Source organism: Sorangium sp. So ce375, from assembly GCF_051473855.1.
Lineage (GTDB): Bacteria > Myxococcota_A > Polyangia > Polyangiales > Polyangiaceae > Sorangium.
In genome coordinates, this window is the sequence record NZ_CP150335.1 from 5069487 (window position 1) to 5094841 (window position 25355).

Below are 25355 nucleotides of genomic sequence, written 5' to 3' on the forward strand. Positions count from 1 at the left end.
GCGGGTTGCCACCTTGAGGACATGGCACCTCTCCTCGTCCTCTCGATCTCGTTCGCGCTGTTCATCGTCCTCGGGCGCCTCGGCGTCAGGCACCTCGGGAGCTGGGTCACGTGCTTGCGGTACGCCCTCGCGGCGATGTTCCTGCTGACCGGATCGGCCCACTTCGGGAGCCGGCGCGCCGAGCTCGTGGCGATGGTGCCGCCGGCGCTGCCCTACCCCGAGCTCCTCGTGGCCGCGACGGGGGTCCTGGAGATCGCGGGCGCGGCGGCGCTCCTGGTCCCGCGGCTCGCGCCGTGGGCGGCTGCGGGGCTGACGGTGCTGCTCCTGGCGATGTTCCCTGCGAACGTGCACGCGGCACGCGCGGGGCTCACGCTGGGCGGCAGCCCGGTGACGCCGCTCGGGCCGCGCACGCTGATGCAGATCGCGTTCGTCGCCGCGACGGTCGCCGTGGCGATCGGCGCTCGTGGCCGGGAGCGGAAGAAGCGTGAACGGGCTCGGGATGCGCTGCGTTGACTACACTGCACACGCAGAGATCTTCATCGGGTGTCTCGGTCAGCCGATCGATGAGCACCTGCGACCGTTGGTTGAGGAATCGAATGCAGGTGTTGCTGTCGAGGAGGTACTTCATTCGATCGGCAGCCGGGTCTCGAGGAGCGGCTGTACGGGACGCACGAGGGGATCATCTGACAGGGCGCCGGCCAGCGCCTCGATCTCGGCCCGCTTCTTCTCCACCGCCTCCGGCGGGGGTTGGGCGCCATCGATCTCCTGCCAGACGAGCACGACCTCGACTCGACGGTGAGGGGCGCCGACCTCCAGGTCAACGTGCACTGTGCCTTGCCCGTCGCTCTCGTACAGCTTGCGAACGGTGTTCATGCAGGGGGCTCCTCCGGAACGAGCGGATGGGGCGATCTTTCTAGCACGCCGACCCGAAGGTGACGCAGCGGGCTCAGCACGGCGGCTACTGTCGCTTCTCGGCGCGCTGGGTTGACGTTCGAAGCGGTTCGGGCAGGTTCGTCTGCACGACCGCTCTCGGCAGCGGGACGGATCAGCGCGACGCCGCGTCGGTCGATCGAGGCGCAACCGGAGCCGGAGCAACCCCGCAGCGGGTCGGATGTGGGGCGGAACGATCTGCGGCACAGTGGGGCCAGCGCTGCCCCGGATTGAGAGGGGTCGGGGCGGCGGTCTGCCGACTGGCGGCGGCGAGGAGGTCGTCTGTTAGACTGGCGCCGTGGCGAGAGACCTCATCGACTTCGGCATCGAGCGCAGCCGCCACGAGCACTTCTTCGGTCGAGAGGACGTGCTCGCCGCCATCGATCGCCACCTCGACGGCGCGGGCGCGTCGGGCCGCTGGGTGCTCGTCACGGGCGGGCCCGGCATGGGCAAGAGCGCGACCCTCTCGCGATGGCTCGACGTAGAAGAGCAGCGCGGCCACAGGGCGCCGCACCACTTCCTCCGGCGCGACGTCATGGACTGGGATCGCCCCGAGGCGGTCGCGCGCTCCCTCTCGGCGCAGATCGAGGCGCTCTTCCCGGCGCAGAAGGACCCCGACGCGCGGCCGGAGAGCCGGCTCATCGAGCTACTGGCGAAGGTCTCCAGGCACGAGCTCGTCCCCCGAGGCGAGCGCCTGGTGCTCGTCGTCGACGGCCTCGACGAGGCGCGGAGCGACGGCGCCGGGCAGAACCCGCTGCCGGGCTTCCTACCCTACGCGCTGCCGCCGCGCGTACACGCGCTCTGCGCCTCCCGCCCGCAGTACCCGCACCTCGGCTGGCTGGAGAGCCGCGGGAACGTGCGGCGCATCGACCTCGACGCGCCCGAGTGGGCGGGCTCGAACGAGCGGGCCTGCCGCGCGTTCTGGGCCGACCAGGCGCCGCGGTTCACGCCGCGGCTCGACCCGAGGCTCGTCGAGGAGGCGGTCGCGCGGGCCGAGGGGAACCTGCTCTATGCGGTGAAGCTCAGGGAATGGCTCGAAGAGCAGCCGGTCGAGCAGCGGCGCGTGGAGCGCCTGCCCCGCGGGCTGAGCGGGTTTCTGGAGCAGATCTGGCAGCACCTGCGGAGCCTGCCGCGTGAGCAGTTCGGGCTGGTCGCAAACGGGCTCGGGCTGGTCTGCGCGGCACGCGAGGCGCTGCCGCTCGAGGAGATCGAGGCGGCGTGGGGGCGGAGCGACGTGGAGGACGGGGAAGCCTTCCTCCGCGATGCACGGCCACTGCTCCTGGAGGAGCCGGCGTCGTGGCGGGGCGCCCGGGCGTACCGGCCGTACCACGAGGCGTTTCGCGAGTTCGTCGCGGAGAAGCTCGGGCCGAAGCGCATGGCCGAGCTGCACCGGCGGCTCCTGGAGACGGCGGCGCGGTGGCCGGTGCCGGAAGGGCAGAGCGACTTCCGGAGGCTGTACGCTGCGCGCCACGCGATCGCGCATGCACTCGCGGCAGGCGCGCGCGAGAAGGCACGGGGGCTGTGCAGGGATCTGGGGCTGCTGGAGGCGCTCTGCCGCGATGAGGGGCCGGCGGCGCTCGAGGATGCACTACGGCTCGGCGCGAAGGAGCTCGGGGATGGCGAGATCGACCTGCTCCACCGAGCGGTGAGGGCCGAGTCGCACTGGCTCCGCGGAGCTCCGAAGGCGCTGCCGGAGCTGGTCTACAACCGACTGCGCTCGGCCGGATGGGACGCGGAGCGAATCGCGCACACGCTGCGGTTCCCGCGCGGCTTGCCGAAGATCCGGCTGCGGCATCCGGTACGGATCTGGACTGCGGAGGAGCGCACGCTGTCCGGACACTCCAATTGGGTCTATGCCTGCACGATCAGCCCGGATGGCCAGCGCGTCGTCTCCGCCTCCGGCGACAAGACGCTCAAGGTCTGGGACCTTGCAACCGGGCAGCTCCTCTCCACCCTCGAAGGCCACCCCGAACAGATCAATGCCTGCGCAATCAGCCCGGATGGCCAGCGCGTCGTCTCCGCCTCCGGCGACAATACGCTCAAGGTCTGGGACCTTGCAACCGGGCAGCTCCTCTCCACCCTCGAAGGCCACCCCGAACAGATCAATGCCTGCGCAATCAGCCCGGATGGCCAGCGCATCGTCTCCGCCTCCAAAGACAAGACGCTCAAGGTCTGGGACCTGGCGACCGGCACGCTCCTCTCCACCCTCGAAGGCCACTCCAATTGGGTCAAAGCCTGCGCAATCAGCCCGGATGGCCAGCGCATCGTCTCCGCCTCCTGGGACACAACGCTCAAGGTCTGGGACCTGGCGACCGGGCAGCTCCTCGCCACCCTCGAAGGCCACTCCAATTGGGTCAATGCCTGCGCGATCAGCCCGGATGGCCAGCGCGTCGTCTCCGCCTCCAGCGACAAGACGCTCAAGGTCTGGGACCTGGCGACCGAGCAGATCCTCGCCACCCTCGAAGGCCACTCCAATTGGGTCAATGCCTGCGCGATCAGCCCGGATGGCCAGCGCATCGTCTCCGCCTCCAAAGACAAGACGCTCAAGGTCTGGGACCTGGCGACCGGGCAGCTCCTCTCCACCCTCGAAGGCCACTCCTCTTGGGTCAATGCCTGCGCAATCAGCCCGGATGGCCAGCGCATCGTCTCCGCCTCCAGCGACGAGACGCTCAAGGTCTGGGACCTGGCGACCGAGCAGATCCTCGCCACCCTCGAAGGCCACTCCAATTGGGTCAACGCCTGCGCAATCAGCCCGGATGGCCAGCGCATCGTCTGCGCCTCCAGGGACGAGAGGCTAAGGGTCTGGGACCTGGCGACCGGGCAGCTCCTCTCCACCCTCGAAGGTCACTCCGATTCGGTCAATGCCTGCGCAATCAGCCCGGATGGCCAGCGCATCGTCTCCGCCTCCAAAGACAAGACGCTCAAGGTGTGGGACCTGGCGACCGGGCAGCTCCTCTCCACCCTCGAAGGTCACTCCGATTCGGTCAATGCCTGCGCAATCAGCCCGGATGGCCAGCGCATCGTCTCCGGCTCCTGGGACACAACGCTCAAGGTGTGGGACCTGGCGACCGGGCAGCTCCTCTCCACCCTCGAAGGTCACTCCGATTCGGTCAAGGCCTGCACGATCAGTCCGGATGGCCAGCGCATCGTGTCAGCCTCTAGCGACAAGACGCTCAAGGTCTGGGAGATGTCGACAGGGAAACACATGGATACAGTGTACGGAACCAGCTTGTTCATCAGCATGGCTGTATCGCAACAAATTCTCTGTGCAGGCGACGCAAACGGCAACCTCTGGCATCTCCATTTCACGACTCCGGCGCCTCTTGAACAAGCTTTCCCGACGATGAAGGCGATCCGCCTCTTCTTCAGCTACTGCCACAAGGACGAGGCTCTCCGCGACGAGCTGGAGACCCACCTCGCCCTTCTCAAGCGCGAGGGCATCCTCCAGAGCTGGCATGATCGCCGCATTGCCCCCGGCGATGAACGGGCTGGCCAGATCGACAAACACCTCGACGAGGGCGAGGTGATCCTCCTCCTCGTCAGCGCCGACTTCCTTGCCTCCGATTACTGCTTCGACAACGAGATGCGGCGCGCCCTCGAGCACCACAACGCCGGCCAGGCCCGCGTCATCCCGGTCATCCTTCGGGAGACCGACTGGCACGGCGCGCCTTTCGACAGGCTCCAGGCGCTGCCCAGGGATGGGAGACCGGTCACCAGCTGGCGGAACCGCGACGAGGCCTGGACCGACGTGGTGAAGGGCATCCGGCGCGCGGTCGAGGCGCTCCGAGCGCGCGCCGGATAAGATGGGCGCACCGACGCCCTTCAAGGAGCACGCGATGTCCGACGCGATCACGACGTCTCAGGCTGAGCAGATCGACGACGAACAGTACCCGGCCTTCCTCGAAGCCATCCGCACCCGCTTCGGCGAGGTGACCGCCGGCGGCGCGCGCCTCTTCACGACGGACGCCACCGGCCTCTTCGACGCGTTCCTCGACGGGCTCCGTGCGGAGCGGCGCCAGCACTACACATGCAGCGCGTGCCGCCGCTTCGTCGAGCGCTTCGGCGGGCTGGTGAAGGTCGCGCCCGATGGGACCGCAACGTCGATCGCGTGGGCCCCCGAGGCCGCACCGCCGTTCTTCCGGGCCTCCGTCGAGGCCATGGCGCTCCTCGTCGCGCGCGCGAAGGTGACCGGCGTCTTCCTCTCCGAGGAGCGCACGTGGGGGATGCCGCGCAACAAGAGCCAGAAGCCGCCCTTCTCCTGGAATCACATGGCCGTCGCGCCCGGGCGGGAGCTCGTCTTCAAGCCGTCCGCCGTGCAGGCCACCTCCCAGGTCGTGGCCGAGAAGCTCCAGGATTACGGCACCCTCTGCCGAGGGCTCTCCGAGTTCCCGCTCGAGATCGTGAGGCAGGCGCACACCCTCCTGAGCACAGGGAACCTCTACCGATCGGAGAAGTGCATCGGCGTGGCGACGTGGCTTGTCGATCTGCACGAGGCGCGCGCGGCGACGAAGAACCCCGTCACCCGCGACAACATCACATGGCTCGCCGTGGCGACCGCGCCGGCGGGGTTCTGCCACGTGCGCAGCGGCATGATCGGCACCCTCCTGGAGGATATCCAGGCCGGGCTCGGCTTCGCCGAGATCAAGGCGAAGTTCGACGCCAAGATGAACCCGCTCCTCTACCAGCGCCCCCAGGCGGCGCCGAGCGCCGGCAACATCGCGCAGGCCGAGGCCATCGTGCAGAAGCTCGGCTCGGCCGGCGCACTGGAACGCCGGTTCGCCAGGCTGGAAGACATTCAGGCGCTGTGGAAGCCGAAGGCGGTAGGGGCGCAGGAGCGGGGCGGCGTCTTCGCCCACCTGAAGCCCAAGAGCTCCACGCCCGCAGTGTCCGTGGAGCAGCCGCCGGTCGTCATGACCTGGGAGAAGTTCCAGCGGACCGTGCTCGCGGACGCGGAGCGCATCGAGTTCTTCGTGCCCGAGCAGAACGCGCCGTACGCAGCGCTGGTGACGGCCGCAAACCCCGATTCGCCGCCCATCCTCCAGTGGGATCGCGAAGAGAAGCGGAACCAGGTGAGCTGGTACATGTACGTCAAGGGCTCGCTGGCGAGCGCGTGGAACCTGAAGGCGGGGCAGTTCCAACAGGTCACGGCGATCGCGCTGCAGCCGACGATGTGGGACGGCCCGGACAAGTACCCGCACCAGGGCCAGTCGGTCTTCTTCCTCCTCGATGGCGCGCACGACGTGAACCACGAGCGCAGCGGTGGCCTCTTTCCGGAAGACCTGCGAAGCGAGTACCACGGCATCCGCGCCACCATCGAGGCGTACGCGAAGAACGCGATCATCGCGGGAGCCAAGGAGGCGTCAGCCTGCGGCATCAAGCTCCGGAAGAACGCCGGCAAATGGGATTACCTCTTCCGCGTCACCACGAAAAACGGGCGGGTCACCTACAAGCTCGACCGCTGGGACTGAGGAGCGGGGCCCTGCGGGTCCTGCGCCACCGGCGGACGGGTGCCGGGAGCGTGGACACGCCGCTCGAAGCCTGGTCCGCATCGCGCGGCGCTCGCCGGGCGGGTCATGCGCGCTGGTAGACTGGCGCCGTGGCGAGAGACCTCATCGACTTCGGCATCGAGCGCAGCCGCCACGAGCACTTCTTCGGTCGAGAGGACGTGCTCTCGGCCATCGATCGCCACCTCGACGGCGCGGGGACGTCCGGCCGCTGGGTGCTCGTCACGGGTGGGCCCGGCATGGGCAAGAGCGCGATCCTCTCACGATGGCTCGACGTGGAAGAGCAGCGCGGCCGCAGGGCGCCGCACCACTTCCTCCGGCGCGACGTCATGGACTGGGATCGCCCCGAGGCGGTCGCGCGCTCTCTCGCGGCGCAGATCGAGGCGCTCTACCCGGCGCAGAAGGACCCCGAGGCGCGGCCGGAGAGCCGGCTGATCGAGCTCCTGGCGAAGGTCTCGAAGCACGAGCTCGCCCCCCGTGGAGAGCGCCTGGTGCTCGTCGTGGACGGCCTCGACGAGGCGCGCAGCGACGGCGCCGGGCAGAACCCGCTGCCGAGCTTCCTGCCGTACGCGCTGCCGCCACGTGTGCACGCGCTCTGCGCCTCGCGCCCGCAGTACCCGCACCTCGACTGGCTGGAGAGCCGCGGCAACGTGCGGCGCATCGACCTCGACGCGCGCGCATGGGCAGGGTCGAACGAGCAGGCCTGCCACGCGTTCTGGGATGATCAGGCACCGCGGTTCACGCCTCGGCTCGATCCGAGGCTCGTCGAGGAGGCGGTCGCGCGGGCGGAGGGGAACCTGCTCTATGCAGTGAAGCTCAGGGAGTGGCTGGAGGAGCAGCCGGTCGAGCAGCGGCGCGTGGAGCGCTTGCCCCGCGGGCTGAGCGGGTTCCTGGAGCAGATCTGGCAGCAGCTCCGGGGCCTGCCGCGCGAGCAGTTCGGGCTCGTCGCAAACGGGCTCGGGTTGCTCTGCGCGGCGCGCGAGGCGCTACCGCTCGAGGAACTCGAGGCGGCGGAGGGGTGGAAGGACGTGGTGGCCGGCGAGGACTTCCTTCGCGCCGTGCGGACGCTGCTCCTGGAGGAGCCGGAGGCATGGCGCGGCGCTCGGGCGTACCGGCCCTACCACGAGGCGTTTCGCGCGTTCGTCGCGGAGAAGCTCGGGCCCAAACGCATGGCGGAGCTGCACCGGCGGCTGCTGGAGACGACCGCGCGCTGGCCGGTGGCGGAAGGAGAGAGCGATTTCCGGAGGCGATATGCCGCGCGGCACGCGATCGCGCATGCGCTCGCGGCGGGCGAGCGGAACACGGTGCGGGGGCTCTGCCGGGATCTCGGGCTGCTCGAGGGGCTCTGCCGCGAGGATGGTCCGGCGGCGCTCGAGGACACGCTGCGCCTCGGCGCGAAGGAGCTCAGGGATGGCGAGCTCGACCTGCTCTACCGGGCGGTGCGGGCCGAGTCGCACTGGCTCCGTGAGGCGCCGGAAGCATTGCCGGAGCTGGTCTACAACCGGCTGCGCTCGGCCGGATGGGAGGCGGAGCGCATCGCGCGGACGCTGCAATTCCCGGGCGGCTTGCCAAAGATCCGGCTGCGGCATCCGGTACGGATGTGGACCGGAGAGGAGCGCACGCTGGCCGGTCACTCCGATCGCGTCAAGGCCTGCGCGGTCGGCCCCGATGGCCAGCGCATCGTCTCAGCCTCCGGCGACGAGACGCTCAAGGTCTGGAACCTGGCGACCGGGCAGCTCCTCTCCACCCTCGAAGGCCACTCCAATACGGTCGTTGCCTGCGCGATCAGCCCCGATGGCCAGCGCATCGTCTCAGCCTCCGACGACGAGACGCTCAAGGTCTGGGACCTGGCGACCGGGCAGCTCCTCTCCACGCTCCAAGGCCACTCCGGTCGGGTCCGTGCCTGCGCGCTCAGCCCCGATGGCCAGCGCATCGTCTCCGCCTCCTCGGACGAAACGCTCAAGGTCTGGGACCTGGCGACCGGGCAGCTCCTCTCCACCCTTCAAGGCCACTCCAACTCGGTTGTTGCCTGCGCGATCAGCCCCGATGGCCAGCGCATCGTCTCCGCCTCCAACGACGAGACGCTCAAGATCTGGGACCTGGCGACCGGGCAGCTCCTCTCCACCCTCCAAGGCCACTCCAGTTGGGTTAGTGCCTGCGCGATCAGCCCCGATGGCCAGCGCATCATCTCAGCCTCCTGGGACGAAACGCTCAAGGTCTGGGACCTGGCGACCGGGCAGCTCCTCTCCACCCTCGAAGGCCACTCCGGTCGGGTCCTTGCCTGCGCGATCAGCCCCGATGGCCAGCGCATCGTCTCAGCCTCCGCCAACAAGACGCTCAAAGTCTGGGATCTGGCGACCGGGCAGCTCCTCTCCACCCTCCAAGGCCACTCCGATGCGGTCACTGCCTGCGCGATCAGCCCGGATAGCCAGCGCATCGTCTCCGCCTCCGACGACAAGGCGCTCAAAGTCTGGGATCTGGCGACCGGGCAGCTCCTCTCCACCCTCCAAGGCCACTCCGATGAGGTCACTGCCTGCGCGATCAGCCCGGATGGCCAGCGCATCGTCTCAGCCTCTAGCGACAATACGGTCAAGGTCTGGGATCTGGCGACCGGGCAGCTCCCCTCCACCCTCCAAGGCCACTCCGGTCGGGTCCGTGTCTGCGCGCTCAGCCCCGATGGCCAGCGCGTCGTCTCCGCCTCCGACGACAGAACGCTCAAGGTCTGGGATCTGGCGACCGGGCAGCTCCTCTCCACCCTCCAAGGCCACTCCGGTCGGGTCCCTGCCTGCGCAATCAGCCCCGATGGCCGGCGCATCGTCTCAGCCTCGTACGACAGGACGCTCAAGATCTGGGACCTCGCGACCGGCAAGCTCCTCTCCACCCTTGATGGCCACTCCGGTTGGGTAAATGCCTGCGCGATCAGCCCTGATGGCCAGCGCATCGTCTCAGCCTCTAGCGACAATACGGTCAAGGTTTGGGACCTGGCGACCGGGCAGCTTCTCTCCACCCTCCAAGGCCACTCCAAGTCGGTCACTGCCTGCGCGATCAGCCCCGATGGCCGGCGCATCGTCTCCGCCTCCTCGGACAATACGCTTAGGATCTGGGAGATGTCGACAGGGCAGCTCCTCTCCACCCTCCCAGGCCACTCCAACCAGGTCGAGGCCTGCGCAATCAGCCCCGATGGCCAGCGCATCGTCTCCGCCTCCCTCGACAGGACGCTCAAGGTCTGGGACCTGGCGACCGGGCAGCTCCTCTCCACCCTCGAAGGCCACTCCAATACGGTCGTTGCCTGCGCGATCAGCCCCGATGGCCAGCGCATCGTCTCCGCCTCCTCGGACGAAACGCTCAAGGTCTGGGACCTGGTGACCGGGCAGCTCCTCTCCACCCTCGAAGGCCGCTCCGGTTGGGTCAACGCCTGCACGATCAGCGCAGATAGCCAGCGCATCGTCTACGCCTCTAGCGACAAGACGCTCAGGGTCTGCCAGATGTCGACAGGGGAACACCTGGATACAGTGTATGGAACCAGCCTATTCTCGCACGTGGCTGTATCGCAACAGCTTCTCTGCGCGGGCGACGAAACCGGCAACCTCTGGAATCTCCACTTCACGACCCACGCACCTCAAGAGAAAGGTTTCCCGACGAAGAAGCCCATCCGCCTCTTCTTCAGCTACTCCCACGAGGACGAGGCCCTCCGCGACGAGCTGGAGACCCATCTCGCGCTCCTCAAGCGCGAGGGCCTCCTCCAGAGCTGGCATGACCGCCGCATCGGCGCCGGCGACGAGTGGGCTGGCCAGATCGACAAGAACCTCAACGAAGCCGACGTGATCCTCCTCCTCGTAAGCGCCGACTTCATGGCCTCGGATTACTGCTTTGACCACGAGATGACGCGCGCCCTCGCGCGCCACGACGCCGGCCAGGCCCGCGTCATCCCGGTCGTCCTCCGAAAGACCGACTGGCACAGCGCGCCGTTCGCCAAGCTCCAGGCGCTCCCGAAGGATGCGAGGCCGGTCACCCTCTGGCAGGACCGCGACGAAGCGTGGCACGACGTGGCCCTTGGCATCCGGCGCGCAATCGAGGCGTTCCGAGCGCTCTCCGGCTAGTTTCCCCGCTCATGTCCCCGCCGACACGTCCATGGCCATGTCGCGAGGGGTCGCCTGCGGGAGCCTGACGACCTGCCCCTGCCGTCCACCCCTTAGCCCCGCCCCGGTCCCCGCCCGCGCTCCCCGCTCGCCGGTACGGCCCGCCCTGCCCCTCGCCTCGCATCTCGACGAACTAGCGTCCAGCCCAGCTCGACGAACTAGCGTCCATTTGCTCCACGCCCCTGCTCCATCCTCGGCCTGCGGCGACCACGCGGCGACACGAGGAGGTCGTCTGTTAGACTGGCGTGGTGGCGAGAGACCTCATCGACTTCGGCATCGAGCGCAGCCGCCACGAGCACTTCTTCGGTCGAGAGGACGTGCTCGCCGCCATCGATCGCCACCTCGACGGCGCGGGGACGTCCGGCCGCTGGGTGCTCGTCACGGGTGGGCCCGGCATGGGCAAGAGCTCGATCCTCTCACGATGGCTCGACGTGGAAGAGCAGCGCGGCCGCAGGGCGCCGCACCACTTCCTCCGGCGCGACGTCATGGACTGGGATCGCCCCGAGGCGGTCGCGCGCTCCCTCTCGGCGCAGATCGAGGCGCTCTTCCCGGCGCAGAAGGACCCCGACGCGCGGCCGGAGAGCCGGCTGATCGAGCTCCTGGCGAAGGTCTCCAAGCACGAGCTCGCCCCTCGAGACGAGCGCCTCGTGCTCGTCGTCGACGGCCTCGACGAGGCGCGGAGCGACGGTGCCGGACAGAACCCGCTGCCGAGCTTCCTGCCGTATGCGCTGCCGCCGCGCGTACACGCGCTCTGCGCCTCGCGCCCGCAGTACCCGCACCTCGACTGGCTGGAGAGCCGCGGCAACGTGCGGCGCATCGACCTCGACGCGCCCGCGTGGGCGGGCTCGAACGAGCAGGCCTGCCGCGCCTTCTGGGGCGATCAGGCGCCGCGGTTCACGCCGCGGCTTGATCCCAGGCTTGTCGAGGAGGCGGTCATCAGGGCGGGGGGGAACCTGCTCTATGCGGTGAAGCTCAGGGAATGGCTCGAAGAGCAGCCGGTCGAACAAAGGCGCGTGGAGCGCCTGCCCCGCGGGCTGAGCGGGTTCCTGGAGCAAATCTGGCGCCAGCTCCGGGGCTTGCCGCGCGAGCAGCTCGGGCTTGTCACGAACGGGTTGGGCCTGATCTGCGCGGCGCGCGAGGCGCTGCCGCTCGAGGAGATCGAGGCGGCGTGGGGGTGGCAGGACATGGAGGCCGGGGAGGACTTCCTGCGCGCAGCGCGGGCGCTGCTCCTGGAGGAGCCGGCGTCGTGGCGCGGCGCGCGGGCCTATCGGCCGCACCACGAGGCGTTTCGCGCCTTTGTCGCGGAGAAGCTCGGTGCGAAGCGCATGGCCGAGCTGCACCGGCGGCTGCTGGAGACGACGGCGCGGTGGCCGGTGGCGGAGGGGGAGAGCGAGTTCCGGAGGCGCTATGCCGCACGCCACGCGATCGCGCATGCGCTCGCGGCGGGCGAGCGGGAGAACGTGCGGGGGCTCTGCCGGAACCTCGGGCTGCTCGAGGCGCTCTGCCGCGAGGAGGGGCCGGCTGCGCTCGAGGACGGGCTGAGCCTCAGCGCGAAGGAGCTCGGGGACGGCGAGATCGACCTGCTCCACCGGGCGGTGCGGGCCGAGTCCCACTGGCTCCGCGAGACGCCAGAGGCGCTGCCGGAGCTGGTCTACAACCGGCTGCGCTCGGCCGGATGGGAGGCGGAGCGAATCGCGCGAACGCTGCAGTTCCGGCGCAGCGTGCCGAGGATCCGGCTACGGCATCCGGTACGGATGTGGACTGGAGAGGAGCGCACGCTGTACGGCCACTCCGATAAAGTCAATGCCTGCGCGCTCAGCCCCAATGGCCTGCGCATCGTCTCCGCCTCCGGCGATACAACGCTCAAGATCTGGGATCTCGCGACAGGCAAGCTCCTCTCCACCCTTGAGGGCCATTCCACCCGGGTCAGGACCTGCGCGCTCAGCCCCGATGGTCAGCGCATCGTCTCCACCTCCGACGATGGGACGCTCAAGATCTGGGACCTCGCGGCCGGCAAGCTCCTCTCCACCCTTGAGGGCCATTCCACCCGGGTCAGGGCTTGCGCGCTCAGCCCCGATGGTCTGCGCATCGTCTCCGCTTCCGACGACAGGACGCTCAAGATCTGGGACCTCGCGACCGGCAAGCTCCTCTCCACCCTCGAAGGTCACGCCGGTGGGGTCAGGGCCTGCGCGCTCAGCCCCGATGGACAGCGCATCGTCTCCGCCTCGGACGACAGGACGCTCAAGGTCTGGAATTTCGCGACCGGCGAGCTCCTCTCCACCCTCGAAGGCCACTCCGGTGGGGTAACTGCCTGTGCGCTCAGTCCCGATGGTCAGCGCATCGTCTCCGCCTCGGACGACAGGACGCTCAAGGTCTGGGACCTCGCGACCGGCGAGCTCCTCTCCACCCTCGAAGGCCACTCCGGTGGGGTAACTGCCTTCGCGCTCAGCCCCGATGGCCTGCGCATCGTCTCCGCCTCGGGCGATACAACGCTCAAGGTCTGGGACCTCGCGACCGGCGAGCTTCTCTCCACCCTCGAAGGCCACTCCTTTGGGGTCACGGCCTGCGCCCTGAGCCCCGATGGCCAGCGCATCGTCTCCGCTTCCAACGACAGGACGCTCAAGGTCTGGGACCTCGCGACCGGCCAGCTCCTCTCCACTCTCGAAGGCCATTCCAGTCGGGTCAAGGCCTGTGCGTTCAGCCCCGATGGCCAGCGCATCGTCTCCGCCTCCAACGACAGGACGCTCAAGGTCTGGGACCTCGCGACCAGCCAGCTCCTCTCCGCCCTCGAAGGCCACTCCGATTGGATCGGTGCCTGCGCGTTCAGCCCCGATGGTCAACGCGTCGTCTCCGCCTCCAACGACAGGACGCTCAAGATCTGGGACCTCGCGACCGGCCAGCTCCTCTCCACCCTCGAAGGCCACTCTCGTGAGGTCAATGCCTGCGCGTTCAGCCCCGATGGTCAGCGCGTCGTCTCCGCCTCCAACGACAGGACGCTCAAGGTCTGGAACCTCGCGACCGGCGAGCTCCTCTCCACCCTCGAAGGCCACTCCTTTGGGGTCAGGGCCTGCGCGCTCAGCCCCGATGGCCAGCGCATCGTCTCCGCTTCACACGACAGGACGCTCAAGGTCTGGGACCTCGCGACCGGCGAGCTCCTCTCCACCCTCGAAGGCCATTCCAGTCGGGTCAATGCCTGCGCGTTCAGCCCCGATGGCCAGCGCGTCGTCTCCGCCTCCGGTGACAGGACACTCAAGGTCTGGGATCTCGCGACCGGAAAGCTCCTCTCCACCCTCGAAGGCCATTCCAGTCGGGTCAATGCCTGCGCGCTGAGCCCTGATGGCCAGCGCATCGTCTCCGCCTCCGGTGACAGGACACTCAAGGTCTGGGATCTCGCGACCGGCGAGCTCCTCTCCACCCTCGAAGGCCACTCCGGTGGGGTCAATGCCTGCGCGCTCAGCCCCGATGGACAGCGCATCGTCTCCGCCTCCGGCGATACAACCCTCAAGGCCTGGGACAATTCCACAGGGGAATGCCTCGGCACCGTGCGCGGAGTTGGCGTATTCTCAAGCGTGGCTGTATCGCAACAGATTCTCTGCGCAGGCGACACAAACGGCAACCTCTGGCATTTCCATTTCACGGCCTCGGAACATCAAGAGAAGGGCCTTCCCACGAAGACACCCATTCGTCTCTTCTTCAGCTACTCACACGAGGACGAGGCTCTCCGCGACGAGCTGGAGACCCATCTCGCCCTTCTCAAGCGCGAGGGTCTCCTCCAGAGCTGGCATGATCGCCGCATCGCCGCCGGGGACGAGTCGGCGGGCCAGATCGACAGGAACCTCAACGAAGCCGACATAATCCTCCTCCTCGTGAGCGCTGACTTCATGGCCTCGGATTACTGCTTCGACCACGAGATGATGCGTGCCCTGGAGCGCCACGACGCCGGCCAGGCCTGCGTCATCCCGGTCCTCCTCCGGAAGACCGACTGGCAGAGCGCGCCGTTCGCCAAGCTCCAGGCGCTCCCGAAGGGTGCCAGGCCAGTCACCCTCTGGCAGGACCGCGACGAAGCGTGGCACGACGTGGCCCTTGGCATCCGGCGCGCAATCGAGGCGCTCCGAGGGGGCCCCGGGTGACTCCCCCTGGCGGTCCGAGAAAGTGCGGCGAGCGTGTCGCGTCGACGAGGATCCGGTCCCTGTTTCCAGTCCTCCCGGAGCATGGGCCCTTAGCTCAAGGAAGTGTCACCGCAGCTCCCGGTCAGAAGTGTTACCAGGGCTCCCGGTCGTTCACCCCCGCGACCCTCCTGCGCAGCCCGGGCGCCCTCCTGCGCGGCCCTGGCGGCCTTACTGCGCAGCCCCCGCGACCCTCCTGCGCAGCCCCGGCGTCCTCCTGCGCGGTCTCTGCAGCCCTCCTGCGCACCCACTTCGGTGTCCCTTCGTACAATTCCGTGGCTCCTGCGCGGTCCCTTCGGCCCTCCTGCGCACCCGTTCCGGTGTCCTTTCGCACAACTTTGTGGCTCCTGCGCAGCCCCGGCCCCCTTCCTGCGCAGCCCCCGGCCCCCTCCTGCGCGCCCCCAGCGGCTCCCGCGCAGCCCCGATCGGCCCCCTGCACGACCATGGCTCGACGCCTGCGCGTGGTCGCCGCCCCCGCTGCGCGGCACCGGCGTCCTCTTGCGCGGCTTTGCTGTCCCCTCGCGCCGTGGGCTTCGTCTCACCGGTACGGCCCGCCCCGCCTCTCCCCCCCGCATCTGCCGCGCGAGCGCCAGCATGGGCCGCAGCACCTCCCACGCCGCCGCCGGATCCGCGTTTTTCCGAACGGCGCGTCACCCCGCCGGGGACTTCAGCGCTCGTTCGAGGTGCCGCTCGATATGCGGAAGAACTTCGCCCGCGCGCTCGGAAATTAGATCATGCGTGCCGCCCGGGACGACGATCAACTCGGCTCGTGGCAGCAACTCCGCGAGCCGACGACCCACAGCCACCGGGCTGATCGGATCAGCATCCCCCCAAAGCAGCAGCACCGGCGTGGAAATTTCATGAAGCCGCGGTGAGAGATCGTCCCGCGCGTCCAAGAACCAGCGTGGCGCACCGGGGTTCCGCTGCTCGAACTGTGGACGCCAATCGACCGCGCCCAACGCACGAACATCAATGCCCCCGGACGTCACAGAAAGGACCATCGCTCGAACACGCTCCGGCCGCGCCATTGCCGCACGCAATGCGATCAGCCCGCCCATCGACTGCGCAAAGAGCACCACCGGACCGGTGATCTCGTTCACGACGCGCTCGACGAGGTCGGACATCCCACGCACCGCCGGATCTGCAGTGGCCCCAGCAAGCCCCGGCCAGCTGAAAAATCTCCGCCGACCTCGGTGCGAGAGGCCGTCACTGACCGGCTTCCACATTGTCGTGTCACCGCCCGCGCCGGGCAGGAAGAGTAATGCTTCTGAGTCTTCGTGGAGGAAGTCGGGCACGTACTGCTCTAGCATTCCTTCATTCCATTGAACAGCTCGTACCTGTCACGGTCGCCCAACGGGGCACGCTTACCTGCTCAAGCTCGAATCGTTTGCTTTTCCTTCCCCCTGCGACGAGACCGATTGCTCTAGAGCGGCAAACACATTGAAAAACAATTAAATTGCGGTAGGTTACGCTGCCTGCTGCATCAGGCGTTGGGCCGCCTCGAGATTCTGGATCGCTGCTGCGCGCCGGAGGTCGAACAGATTTCTCCTGGCGCCGATGTAGCGTGCAGTGTGGCCCTTTCGTGCCGCGATGTGGGCGAGCGCATGCTCCACAGCCACCCGCTGGCGGAGCACGGCGCGACCTGCCCCCGTCTGCTGTAGCGTCCGGAATTTGCGCTGCAAAGCCTCGTCCTCCGCGATGGACACGGTCCGTCCCCGTCCCGAGGCGGCTTGGGTGCACCTGGCTCGGAGGGGGCACGCGCCGCACTCCTCAGGATCAAACTCGACGGTGTCGCCCGGCTCGAATACCTCGACCTGTCCCGCCGGACAGGTGATCGTCTTGGTGCGCAGGTCGATCTTGAAGTCGCGCTTGCTGAACAGGTTGGGTCTGCGAGCACGCTGTCCCCAAGGCTTCGAGAACACCTGGCCACCGTCGCGTATCACGTCGTCAACGACGGGACTGTTCACATAGGCGCGATCGATATGGAGCTCGCCGAGGCACAGCCGCTGACGTTGGATGTCCTTGGCGATCGGTGCGGCCCCCTCTTCTTCGGGGCGATTCGCTGGCGTGACAGCGCAGGCGACGATGACGGGAAGGTCCAGGTCGCGTGCGATATGTTCCTTGTAGCCATCGAACCTCTTCGAGCGGCTCTTTCTTCCGTGGCGCATCTCGGCGTCCTCGATGGAGACACGGCGGTCAGCTGCAACACCTTGACGGATGCGAACGGTCCCATCCTCAACCGTTTCCAGGTCTTGGTCCCGAACCTGTGTGACCGCATCCAGATAGAAGCGGAGCGGCTGCTCGACAACGTCGTCCAGATGGCGGTCCACCCACTGCTGCAGGGACGAGACCTGCCGCTCCAGGATCTGAATCGCCGCCGCCTTCTGTCTCGGGTCGCTCCAATCGAGATCGAGCCCGGCCTTGATGCTGGGAGCCAGAAGCAGCGGGATGCCCGCCTTGCGACAGATCTCCTCGGGCGGGCGCTCCGTGATCTTCGACACGACGCGGACGATGCTGCGTGCTGCATGGCCGAGCAGGTTGATCGTGTCCTCAACCCGCCCGGCTCCCGCTAAAGGGCGGCTATCGATGGCCACGCGCAGCGCTTTGGACACCGCCCGCTTCTCGCTCTCCGTCATCGCGCCCGACCGAACGAGCGCCACGGTCCGCTCCAGCAGCATCCGGTCCATCTCATGCTCGACCATCCGCTCTCGGAACGCCTGCAGCGCGCCCTGCGCGAACGCGGGCGTGGCCGCCCCCAGGCAACCGAGCACCATCTGCCAGCGAAGGTCGACGATCGACAGCTCCACCGCCTCGGCATCTGATGCGCCGACGTAGCCTTGGAGCAGCGTGACCATGCACATCAGCGCCGGCGGATGCGGCGGCTCACCTGCTCCCGTGGTCCGGTACATGCTCTCCAGCTGCTCCTGGAACGTCTCGTCGAATAGCTCGTGCCGGTGCAGCCTGAGAAAGCCGAACAGGGCTCGCACCCGATTCAACCGTTTCATGAGCGCCTGTTCCTGCCGCGACAGCTCCACCGGCGGCAACCATCGTTCCATCCGTGCACCTCCAGGCGCGGACGAGATCATGGCCCGGCGAGGCCGTCGAGCCTTCCATCGAAGCGCTCGGGATTACCACAAAATCAAACTGATCGGTCCTCTAGGAAGGAGCAGGCCTTGGCGACCCCGTGGTCGCAAGCCGCTCTGAAGAGGGCTTCCGCCATGCCTTCCCATCCCCGCCCTCGCTCCCCCTCACCGGTACGGCCCGCCCCGCCTCTCCCCCCGCATCTGCCGCGCGAGCGCCAGCATGGGCCGCAGCACCTCCCGCGCCGCCGACGGATCCGCGAGCGGCGCCCCGATCGCCACCGCGATCGCGCCCGGCGCCACCGCGACCGCCGGCTCCGCATCCGTGACCCCCCCGAGGCGCGCCGCCTGCTCCAGGGTCGCCGCCGCGAGCGCCTGCTCCGCCGCGTTCCTCGGCCTCGACGCGCCCTCGATCGGCGGATCCAGCCGCAACGAGACCCGCGTCCTCGCCGGAACGGCCCCCTTGAACAGCGTGTCCAGCTCGAACCGCCCTCCTTCGAGCGTCCCCGAGAGCCGCATCGAACCGACCCGGAGCCGCCCGTCGCTCTCCTCCGCGAAGCGGCGCCACGCGGGCAGCCACGCCGCCATCGCCGCCGGCGGCGGGAGCGCCGCGCCGGCCTCCGCGAGCGCCTGCGCGAGCGCGTCGACCTGCGCCAGGAACGCGTCGAGCGCCTGCTCGTCCGACGCCTCCGCGGCGCTCCACACCCACGCCTCCCTGTCGTCCGCTTCGGCCCGATCGAACGCGCGCAGCGCACACCGGAGCGCAGGCCCGAGGACGGCCAGCACCTGCGCCGCCTCCCGTCCCAGCACCCGGAAGCGCCGATCGAAGCCGTCCTCCCCCGTCTCCAGCCCGCCGAGCTCCAGCACGCGCCGAAGCCGCAGGTCGAGACGCAGCCCCCAGGGCTCCGCGAACCGCACCGTCGCGCCGAGGCCGGCCCTCAACCCCTTCGCGGCAGAGGCCACCTTCACCGTGCAACCCGCGCGCTCGCCGCGGAGCCGCAGCCCCCGGTCCAGCGAGAGCCCCACCCGCTGCCCCGCGCGCGCCCAGGCCGTGCGCCAGCGATCCGCGCCGACCCGGGGGCGCTTCCCTTCGCGCCCGGTCCGCGGCTCGAAGAGGCCGACGATCACCGGCACGCGGTGGCGCACCACCTCCCCGCCCGCCAGGTGCTCGATCGTCACCTCCACCGCGTACTCCAGGGCAACCTCGCGGAGGCTGAAGGACGGCGCGAGATCGCTCGGCAAAGAGATGCGGAAAGGCACCTCCGTTCCCTCGGCGATCCCTGTGACATCCTGAAAGAACACGTTCGGGCAGCTCTCGTAGAACCCGCTGCGCGCGTTCACCCGCCCCACCCCGCTGCCGACAAGCGCGACGCGGAGCCCGAAGGGGTAGCGCCCCGGGAGACCACCGAAGGCGACGGCCCCGGTCAGGACCTCGCCCGGGGTGAGCGTCCGGCCCGGCAGCGACACCTCGACGAAGGCGCCGCGCCCCCGGTGGCTCGCGTCGATGAACGGCTCGTCTTCCGGCCGCTGAGCAGACCTGGGGCGGACGAGGACCTCCTGGCTCTCCCGGGCGTCGAGCCACCACGGAATCGAGACGTGCGCGCGGACCTCGCACCGGCACGCCTGGAAGGCACCGGCGAACGTCGGCGGGAGATCACCGGGCAACGCGAACGAGACCCGGTAGCGGTGAATCCCCTCGCCGAGCCGCCCCTCCCCAGCCACCTCCTCGCTGAGGAGGAGCAGGTCGCGAACCTCGAAGCCGCCGTCGCCCGGGAGCACCAGCTCGTGCGTGTGCCGCAGGGCCACACGCACGAAGTTGACGGGCGTCTCCGCGGCGCTCTCGAGCAAGAGCCCGATATCGAACGCCTCGCCCGGATGCACGACCCTCGGCAGGCGCAGCGTGATGAAAGGGCGGCTCCTCATCGCCGCCTCCCAGTGTAGCCAACCTGGCCGACCGCCCTCCGACAACCGGGGCGCCCATGCCGCTTGGCGCCCATGCCGCTCGGCGAGCGACGGCGCGCTTGCCCCACCCATCCGCAGCACGCCCTACCCGCCCAGCAGCGCACCTCCGCAGCACGCCCGCCCTGCAGCGCACCTCCGCAGCGCGCCGTGTACGCCGCGAACAGCGCCGGCGCGAGCGGCTTCATCGCGCGCCACGCGTGGATCACCGCCTCCCCGGAGCGGCGCGCCTCCCGCGACGACGCCGCGAGCAGGAGGTCGCGCCGGCCGATCGCTAGCGGTAGGAAATGGCCAGGTGCTGCGTCGAGGGAGGCAGCGGGTGAAACTCCGTCCGCGAGAACCCCGCGCGGCCGAACATCGCGCCGAGCTCGGCTTCCGTGTACGCGTCGCCCCGCGGCGTGTGGCTGAGCATCGTCATGGCGAACGCCGCCGCGCTCGGGGGCGAGACGCGGTCCTCGTTCGGAACGAGCTCCAGCGTGACCACCCGGCCACCGTCGGACAGCGCGGCGCGCGCCTTGCGCAGGAGCGCTTCGCACGTCGGCACGTCGAAGTGGTGCAGGAAGTTCGTGAGCAGCACGAGGTCGTACCCCTCGCCGAACGGCACGTCGAACGCGCTGCCATGGAGCGGCCGCCACCGCTCGGCCACGCCGGCGGCCTGCGCGTTCTCCCGCGCCACCTCCAGCACCGAGGGCCAGTCGAGCGCCACCACCTCGACGCTCGGATGGCGCTGCGCCAGCGTGATCCCGAAGACGCCGTGGCCCGCCGCGACGTCGAGCACGCGCACCGGCCTGCCGTCCGGCACCTCGACCACGTTCGCCATGAGCTGCGCCGGCAGCCTCATCACCGGGGCCATGGCGCGCGCAAACCTCACCCACACCGGGTGCTCGGGCGCCACCGATCCGTCATCGGGCAGCACCGTCCCGCCCTTGCGCACCGCAGCGGCGATGTCCCGGTTGGCCTCCATCACCATCGGCGAGAGGATGAACTCGGTGACCCCGCCCAGGTACAGGGGCGAGCGCCGGTCGAGAAACGCAGCCGAGTCGGCCGTCAGCCGGTAATGGCGCCGCTCGTCCTTGGTCAGGAACCCGAGGATGACCAGGTAATCGCAGAGGATACGAACGCCGCGCCCCGAAGCGCCGCAGGCGCCAGCCAGGTCCGCGACGGTCTCGTTGCCCGCCGCGATCGCGGTGAACAGGTCGAGCTCGATGGCCCCCTTCAGCGCCGCCGTACGCACGTGGGCGCTCAACGTATCCATCAACAGCGCGGGAGACGGCCGCGGTTCCTGGTGCGACATCGCGAGCTCCTTTCTCGTTCGTGCCCGTCCGCCTGCCCGCCGTAGCAGCCCACGCCCGCGAGAACAGGCCTGTCGACCCCCGGCGCAGGCGAGGAGGAAGCTACCGGATCCGACCCCGCGGTCGACCGGAGAACGCCGGCGCAGACCACCTCGGCGGCGCGGAGACGGGCGCGCCGCCCGAGCAGCGCGCCTCGCCGGGAGCAGCGCGCGCTCTGCTACTCCGCCGCCTCGCCCAGCCACGCCCGCGCGAGATCGAGCGTGCGCGCGTTGTCCTCCGCCCGCTCCAGGAAGTGCGCCCGGAACGCGCCGTCGCTGATCTTCTCGGCGCGCGCGAGCAGGCGGTCGCGGGCCTCGGCGATCGCCCGCGCGGCCTCGGCGCCGCGCCCGCAGACCGACAGCGCCTCGGCGTGGACAAGGCGCACCACGGACTCGCCCTCCTCCACGCCCACCTCGTCGAGCAGCGCGCGCGCCCGCTCCGCGGCCGCCAGCGCGTCGTCAGGGCGGCCGAGGTGGAGCAGCGCGCGCCCGAGCACCGCGGCGGCGTACGCGCGCATCGGCGGGGCGCACTCGAGCAGCGCGTCCGCGGCCCGCGCCTCGCGCGCCGCCGCGCCGGGATCGCCCGCGAGCAGCAGGATGCTCGCGAGGTAGACGCGCGCGCAGCCCTCCATGCGCACGTCGCCGTGGCGCTCCAGCATCGCGCACGCCGTCTCCTCGACGGATCTCGCCTCGTCGAGCCGGCCGCGGTGCGCGAGCACAAGGCCGAGGTTCTGGAGGACGTACGCCGTGGTGCCGCGCAGCTCCATCCGCTCCGACTCGGCCAGCGCCTGGCGCAGCGCCGCCTCGGCCTCGTCGAGCTGACCGACCTGGCCGTAGGAGTAGCCGAGGTTCATCCGCGCCATGCACGCCCGCCGCACGTCGCCGGCCCGCTCGAACGCCGCGAGCGCCGCCCCGATGCCCGCGAGGCTCGCGCCGGGATCGCCGGCCGCGTGCGCGCGGATCGCCCGCACCTCGTGGAGGTTCGCCACCGCCTCGAGATCCGGCGCCGAGGCGCCCTCGATGGCGCGCTCCGCGCCCTCGATCAGCGCGTCGGCCAGCGCGTAGCGGCCGCCGAAGACCAGCATGAGCGCGGCCGAGCTCAGGCAGACGCTCTTCGCGGAGCTGCCCTCCTCGAGGGGCGCGGGCGTGTCGCGCGCGACCGCGGCCCAGCGCTCGACGCGCTCGAGGCCGCCCGTGGCGCCCGCGGCGATGACGATCCGGGTCAGCGCGGCGAACCAGGCGGCGGATCCCTCGGCGAGGTGCTCCGCGGAGACCGCCGCGCGCTCCTCGGCGAGCGCGAGATCGCCGCGCCAGAAGTGCGCCTGGCTCTCGAGGAGGCGCAGCTCGCCGACGGTCGCGGGCGCCGGATCGCAGGCGATTCCGCGCGCCGCGCGCGCGAGCACCGCGCCGAGATCGTTGCCCCGGAGCGCCTGCCGCGCCGCCGCGAGGTACGCCGTGGCCGCGCGCGCGGGCTCGCCGCCGCGCTCGAAGTGCTCGGCGAGCGCCATGGGATCGGCCTCGCCGCGCTGGGCGAGGAAGCCGCCCGCGAGCGCGTGGCCGAGCCGCCGGTCGCCCTCGGTCAGCATGCCGTAGGCGGCCTCGCGGATGAGCGCGTGGCGGAAGCGGAGCGCGGCGTCGCCGGCCGCGCTCCGCGGCCCGATCCGCACGATCGCCTCGTGCCGCACGAGCTCGTCGAGCTCGCGCGCGACCTCCGCCCGGCCCACGAGCGCGGCGACCCCCGCCTCGGAGAACGCCTCGCCGAAGACGCTCGCGGCGCGCAGCACGCGGCGCGCCTCCGGGTCGAGCGCGTCGAGCCCGGCCTGCACCATGGCGAGCACCGTCTCCGGCGGCGCCGCGGTCCGGCCGCGGGCGGCGGCGCGGATCTGCTCTTCCAGGTAGAACACGTTGCCGTCGGCGCGCTCGACGAGCGTCCTCACGAGCTCCGCGCTCGCCCGGGCGCCGAGCGCCTCCCGCACGAGCCGCTCGCCGCCCGACGGCGCGAGCGGCGCGAGGCGGACCTCCCGGACGAGGTGAGGCCCCCAGAGCCCCGGGAAGAGCTCGTGCACGCCGGGCCGCGCCAGCGCGAGCACCGCGAGCCGCCTGCCCTTCAGGTGGCGCAGCGCCGCCTCGACGAGCGTCACGGTCGGCAGATCGCCCCAGTGCAGGTCGTCGAGCACGAGGAGCACCGGCTGCGCGGCGCACTCGGCGTCGAGGAAATCCTCCCACGCGAGGCGGAGCTGGTCGCTCATCAGGAGCGGGCGCCGCCGCGCCGCCCTGAGCTGCACGTCGTCGTCGTCCGGGAACGGCGCGCCCGCGAGCTCGCCGAGGAACGGCGCGATGCGCGCGGCCGCCGCGGCGCCGCAGCGGCGCTCGACGCGCGCGCGGATCTTGCGCCGCTTCGAGTCGATCGGCTCCCCGTCGCGCAGGCCGAGCCCGCGGCGGAGCGCGCGCTGGAGCAGGCCGAAGGCGGAGCCCGCGCTCATCGGATCCGCCTGGCCGAGCCACACCGCGAGCGGCTCGCCGCGCGCCCCGAGCGCGCGGAGGAGCTCGTAGCAGAGCCGCGACTTGCCCGACCCCACCGCGCCGGTCACAAGCACGGCGCCGGGCGCCGCGCCGCGGATGCAGGCGTCGATCTCGGCCTGGATCAGCTCGAGCTCGCGCTCGCGCCCGACGTACGGCGCCGGCCGGCCGAGGAGCGAGGGCTGCGTCTCGGGCTCCTCGCGCGCGCCGTGGAGCCAGCACCCCGACGCGTCCCGGGTCGCGTCGAACCGGGCGCCGAGCAGGCCCGCGGTCGTGTCGTCGATGCGGATCGCCGCCGGGTGGAGGGGCTCGCGGCCCTGGACGAGCTGCACGAGGCGATCGATCACCGCGCCGACCGGCAGCCGCGCCGCGACCTCGGCCCGGCCGGTGACGAGCGAGAGGCGGGCGCCGCCAAGGAGCTCCCGGAGCGAGAGGGCGCAGCGGGCCGCCTGGGCCGCGAGGTCGGTGGGCGCGGCCGAGCCCGAGAGCGTGACGAGCAGCCACCGCGCCTCCAGGAGCTCGATCCGGCCGCGGTGGCGCTCGACGATCTCGCGGATCGCCCGCGCCCTGCCCTCGCCCTCGACGTCGGAGAGCGTCGCCTCCGCGTCGGCCTGGCCCTCTCGGGCGAGGAGGAGGCACATGACCTTCCGCTCGCTCGTCGTGATCTCGCGGCCGCGCTGCGCCGGAGGGTGGGACGACGGGGGCTGCAGCGACGGCGGGCCCGCGTCGAGGCGCGCCTCCAGCGCCTCCGAGGCGAGCGCCGCCGCGACGACGCCGGCGTCGCGCGGCCGGGACTCGCGCGCCTTCGACAGCATCCGCGCGACGAGCCGATCGAGCCAGGTCGGGACGTCGTCGCGGAGCTCCCTGAGCCTCGGCGGCTCCTCGAGGAGGACCTTCATGAGCACCGAGAGCGGGTCGCTGCCGCCGAACGCGGCGCGCCCGGTGAGGCACTCGAAGAGCACGCTGCCGAGCGCGAACACGTCGGCGCGCGCGTCGATCTGCGGCTCGCCGCGGGCCTGCTCCGGGGCCATGTACTGCGGCGTGCCGCGGATCTCGCCGAGCGTGGGGAACTCTTCTTCATCCCCGGAGAAGCGCGCGACGCCGAAGTCGATGAGCCGGACGCGCTGGAGGTCGCCGCCCTCGAGGATGACGTTGCCGGGCTTCACGTCGCAGTGCACGAACCCCAGCCGGTGGACGGCGGCGAGCGTCTCGGCGGTGCGCGCGGCGAGCGTGAGGCCCTCGGCGATCGTGAGCGGGCCGCGATCGAGCCGCTCCGAGAGGGTCTCGCCGTCGAGCCACTCCATCGCGAGGTAGAGCCGGCCCCCGCTCGTCGCTCCGTGCGCGACGTAACGGGCGACGCCGGGGATCGCGAGCGTCGCGAGGGCGAGGTGCTCGCGCGCGAGGGCGCTCAGCGACGTCGTCGCGGCCGTCTGGAGGAGCTTGAGCGCGACGAGCTCGCCGGACCGGAGATCGCGCGCGCGGTACACGCGCGCCGTCGCCCCCGAGGCGGCGTGCTCCTCGATCTCGAACCGGTCGTCGACGACCTCTCCTGACTGCATCGAGCTGACGCGCTCCTTCCGGGCGCTCTGCCGCTTCTGCACAGCGTGCCAGCCGCGCGCGCCGTCCGTCCACTGTCACCTCGCTCGACGCCGCGCGGCGTGCGTGCCGGCTCACCGCGGAGGATCATCTCACCGAGGCGCCTTGGAGGGACGCGTGTCGCCGCGCCG

Annotated in this window: 11 protein-coding genes and 1 pseudogene; 6 read left to right on the plus strand and 6 right to left on the minus strand. The window is 70.5% G+C overall.

Annotation, left to right across the window (positions count from 1 at the left end):
• Positions 1-21: 21 nt before the first annotated feature.
• Complete coding sequence (locus WME90_RS18785; RefSeq protein ID WP_437282530.1) at positions 22-513, plus strand: DoxX family protein; 492 nt, start codon at positions 22-24, stop codon at positions 511-513.
• Positions 514-624: 111 nt separating this feature from the next.
• On the opposite strand, the gene WME90_RS18790 is transcribed toward WME90_RS18785, so the two are convergent.
• A complete protein-coding gene (locus WME90_RS18790; protein WP_437282531.1) occupies positions 625-873 on the minus strand; it encodes a hypothetical protein in 249 nt (82 codons plus the stop codon).
• A gap of 355 nt (positions 874-1228) precedes the next feature.
• On the opposite strand from WME90_RS18790, the pseudogene WME90_RS18795 reads away from it, so the two are divergent.
• The 5 genes and pseudogenes from WME90_RS18795 to WME90_RS18815 form a co-directional block, all read left to right on the plus strand.
• Positions 1229-1741: pseudogene (locus WME90_RS18795) on the plus strand (ATP-binding protein); the annotation flags it as partial.
• Between the two features lie 45 nt (positions 1742-1786).
• Positions 1787-4732, plus strand: coding sequence for a TIR domain-containing protein (locus tag WME90_RS18800; protein WP_437283624.1), 2946 nt, complete (start codon positions 1787-1789; stop codon positions 4730-4732).
• 34 nt (positions 4733-4766) lie between these two features.
• A complete protein-coding gene (locus WME90_RS18805; RefSeq protein WP_437282532.1) occupies positions 4767-6398 on the plus strand; it encodes a hypothetical protein in 1632 nt (543 codons plus the stop codon).
• A gap of 128 nt (positions 6399-6526) precedes the next feature.
• On the plus strand, positions 6527-10534 hold the full coding sequence (locus WME90_RS18810) for a TIR domain-containing protein (RefSeq protein ID WP_437282533.1): 4008 nt from the start codon (positions 6527-6529) through the stop codon (positions 10532-10534).
• Positions 10535-10821: 287 nt separating this feature from the next.
• A complete protein-coding gene (locus tag WME90_RS18815) occupies positions 10822-14703 on the plus strand; it encodes an AAA family ATPase (protein ID WP_437282534.1) in 3882 nt (1293 codons plus the stop codon).
• A gap of 686 nt (positions 14704-15389) precedes the next feature.
• Here WME90_RS18815 and WME90_RS18820 read toward each other — a convergent pair.
• The 5 genes from WME90_RS18820 to WME90_RS18840 all read right to left on the minus strand — a co-directional run bounded on the left by WME90_RS18820 (position 15390) and on the right by WME90_RS18840 (position 25187).
• Positions 15390-16049 carry an alpha/beta fold hydrolase gene (locus WME90_RS18820; protein ID WP_437282535.1) on the minus strand — a complete coding sequence of 220 codons (660 nt, stop codon included), beginning with the start codon at positions 16047-16049 and terminating at the stop codon, positions 15390-15392.
• 156 nt (positions 16050-16205) lie between these two features.
• Complete coding sequence (locus WME90_RS18825; RefSeq protein WP_437282536.1) at positions 16206-17795, minus strand: IS1182 family transposase; 1590 nt, start codon at positions 17793-17795, stop codon at positions 16206-16208.
• A gap of 192 nt (positions 17796-17987) precedes the next feature.
• A complete protein-coding gene (locus tag WME90_RS18830; RefSeq protein ID WP_437282537.1) occupies positions 17988-19742 on the minus strand; it encodes a hypothetical protein in 1755 nt (584 codons plus the stop codon).
• Between the two features lie 310 nt (positions 19743-20052).
• Entirely contained in the window at positions 20053-21072 is a 1020-nt protein-coding gene (locus tag WME90_RS18835) for a methyltransferase (protein ID WP_437282538.1), read from the minus strand.
• A 215-nt stretch (positions 21073-21287) separates the two neighbouring features.
• Positions 21288-25187, minus strand: coding sequence for a serine/threonine-protein kinase (locus tag WME90_RS18840; RefSeq protein ID WP_437282539.1), 3900 nt, complete (start codon positions 25185-25187; stop codon positions 21288-21290).
• Positions 25188-25355 lie beyond the last annotated feature (168 nt).

Bases quoted from the DNA above. Each gene is read 5' to 3' on its own strand.
- WME90_RS18785 (WP_437282530.1), top strand. From the start codon at position 22: ATGGCACCTCTCCTCGTCCTCTCGATCTCGTTCGCGCTGTTCATCGTC.
- WME90_RS18790 (WP_437282531.1), bottom strand. From the start codon at position 873: ATGAACACCGTTCGCAAGCTGTACGAGAGCGACGGGCAAGGCACAGTG.
- WME90_RS18805 (WP_437282532.1), top strand. From the start codon at position 4,767: ATGTCCGACGCGATCACGACGTCTCAGGCTGAGCAGATCGACGACGAA.
- WME90_RS18820 (WP_437282535.1), bottom strand. From the start codon at position 16,049: ATGCTAGAGCAGTACGTGCCCGACTTCCTCCACGAAGACTCAGAAGCA.
- WME90_RS18825 (WP_437282536.1), bottom strand. From the start codon at position 17,795: ATGGAACGATGGTTGCCGCCGGTGGAGCTGTCGCGGCAGGAACAGGCG.
- WME90_RS18830 (WP_437282537.1), bottom strand. From the start codon at position 19,742: ATGAGGAGCCGCCCTTTCATCACGCTGCGCCTGCCGAGGGTCGTGCAT.
- WME90_RS18835 (WP_437282538.1), bottom strand. From the start codon at position 21,072: ATGTCGCACCAGGAACCGCGGCCGTCTCCCGCGCTGTTGATGGATACG.
- WME90_RS18840 (WP_437282539.1), bottom strand. From the start codon at position 25,187: ATGCAGTCAGGAGAGGTCGTCGACGACCGGTTCGAGATCGAGGAGCAC.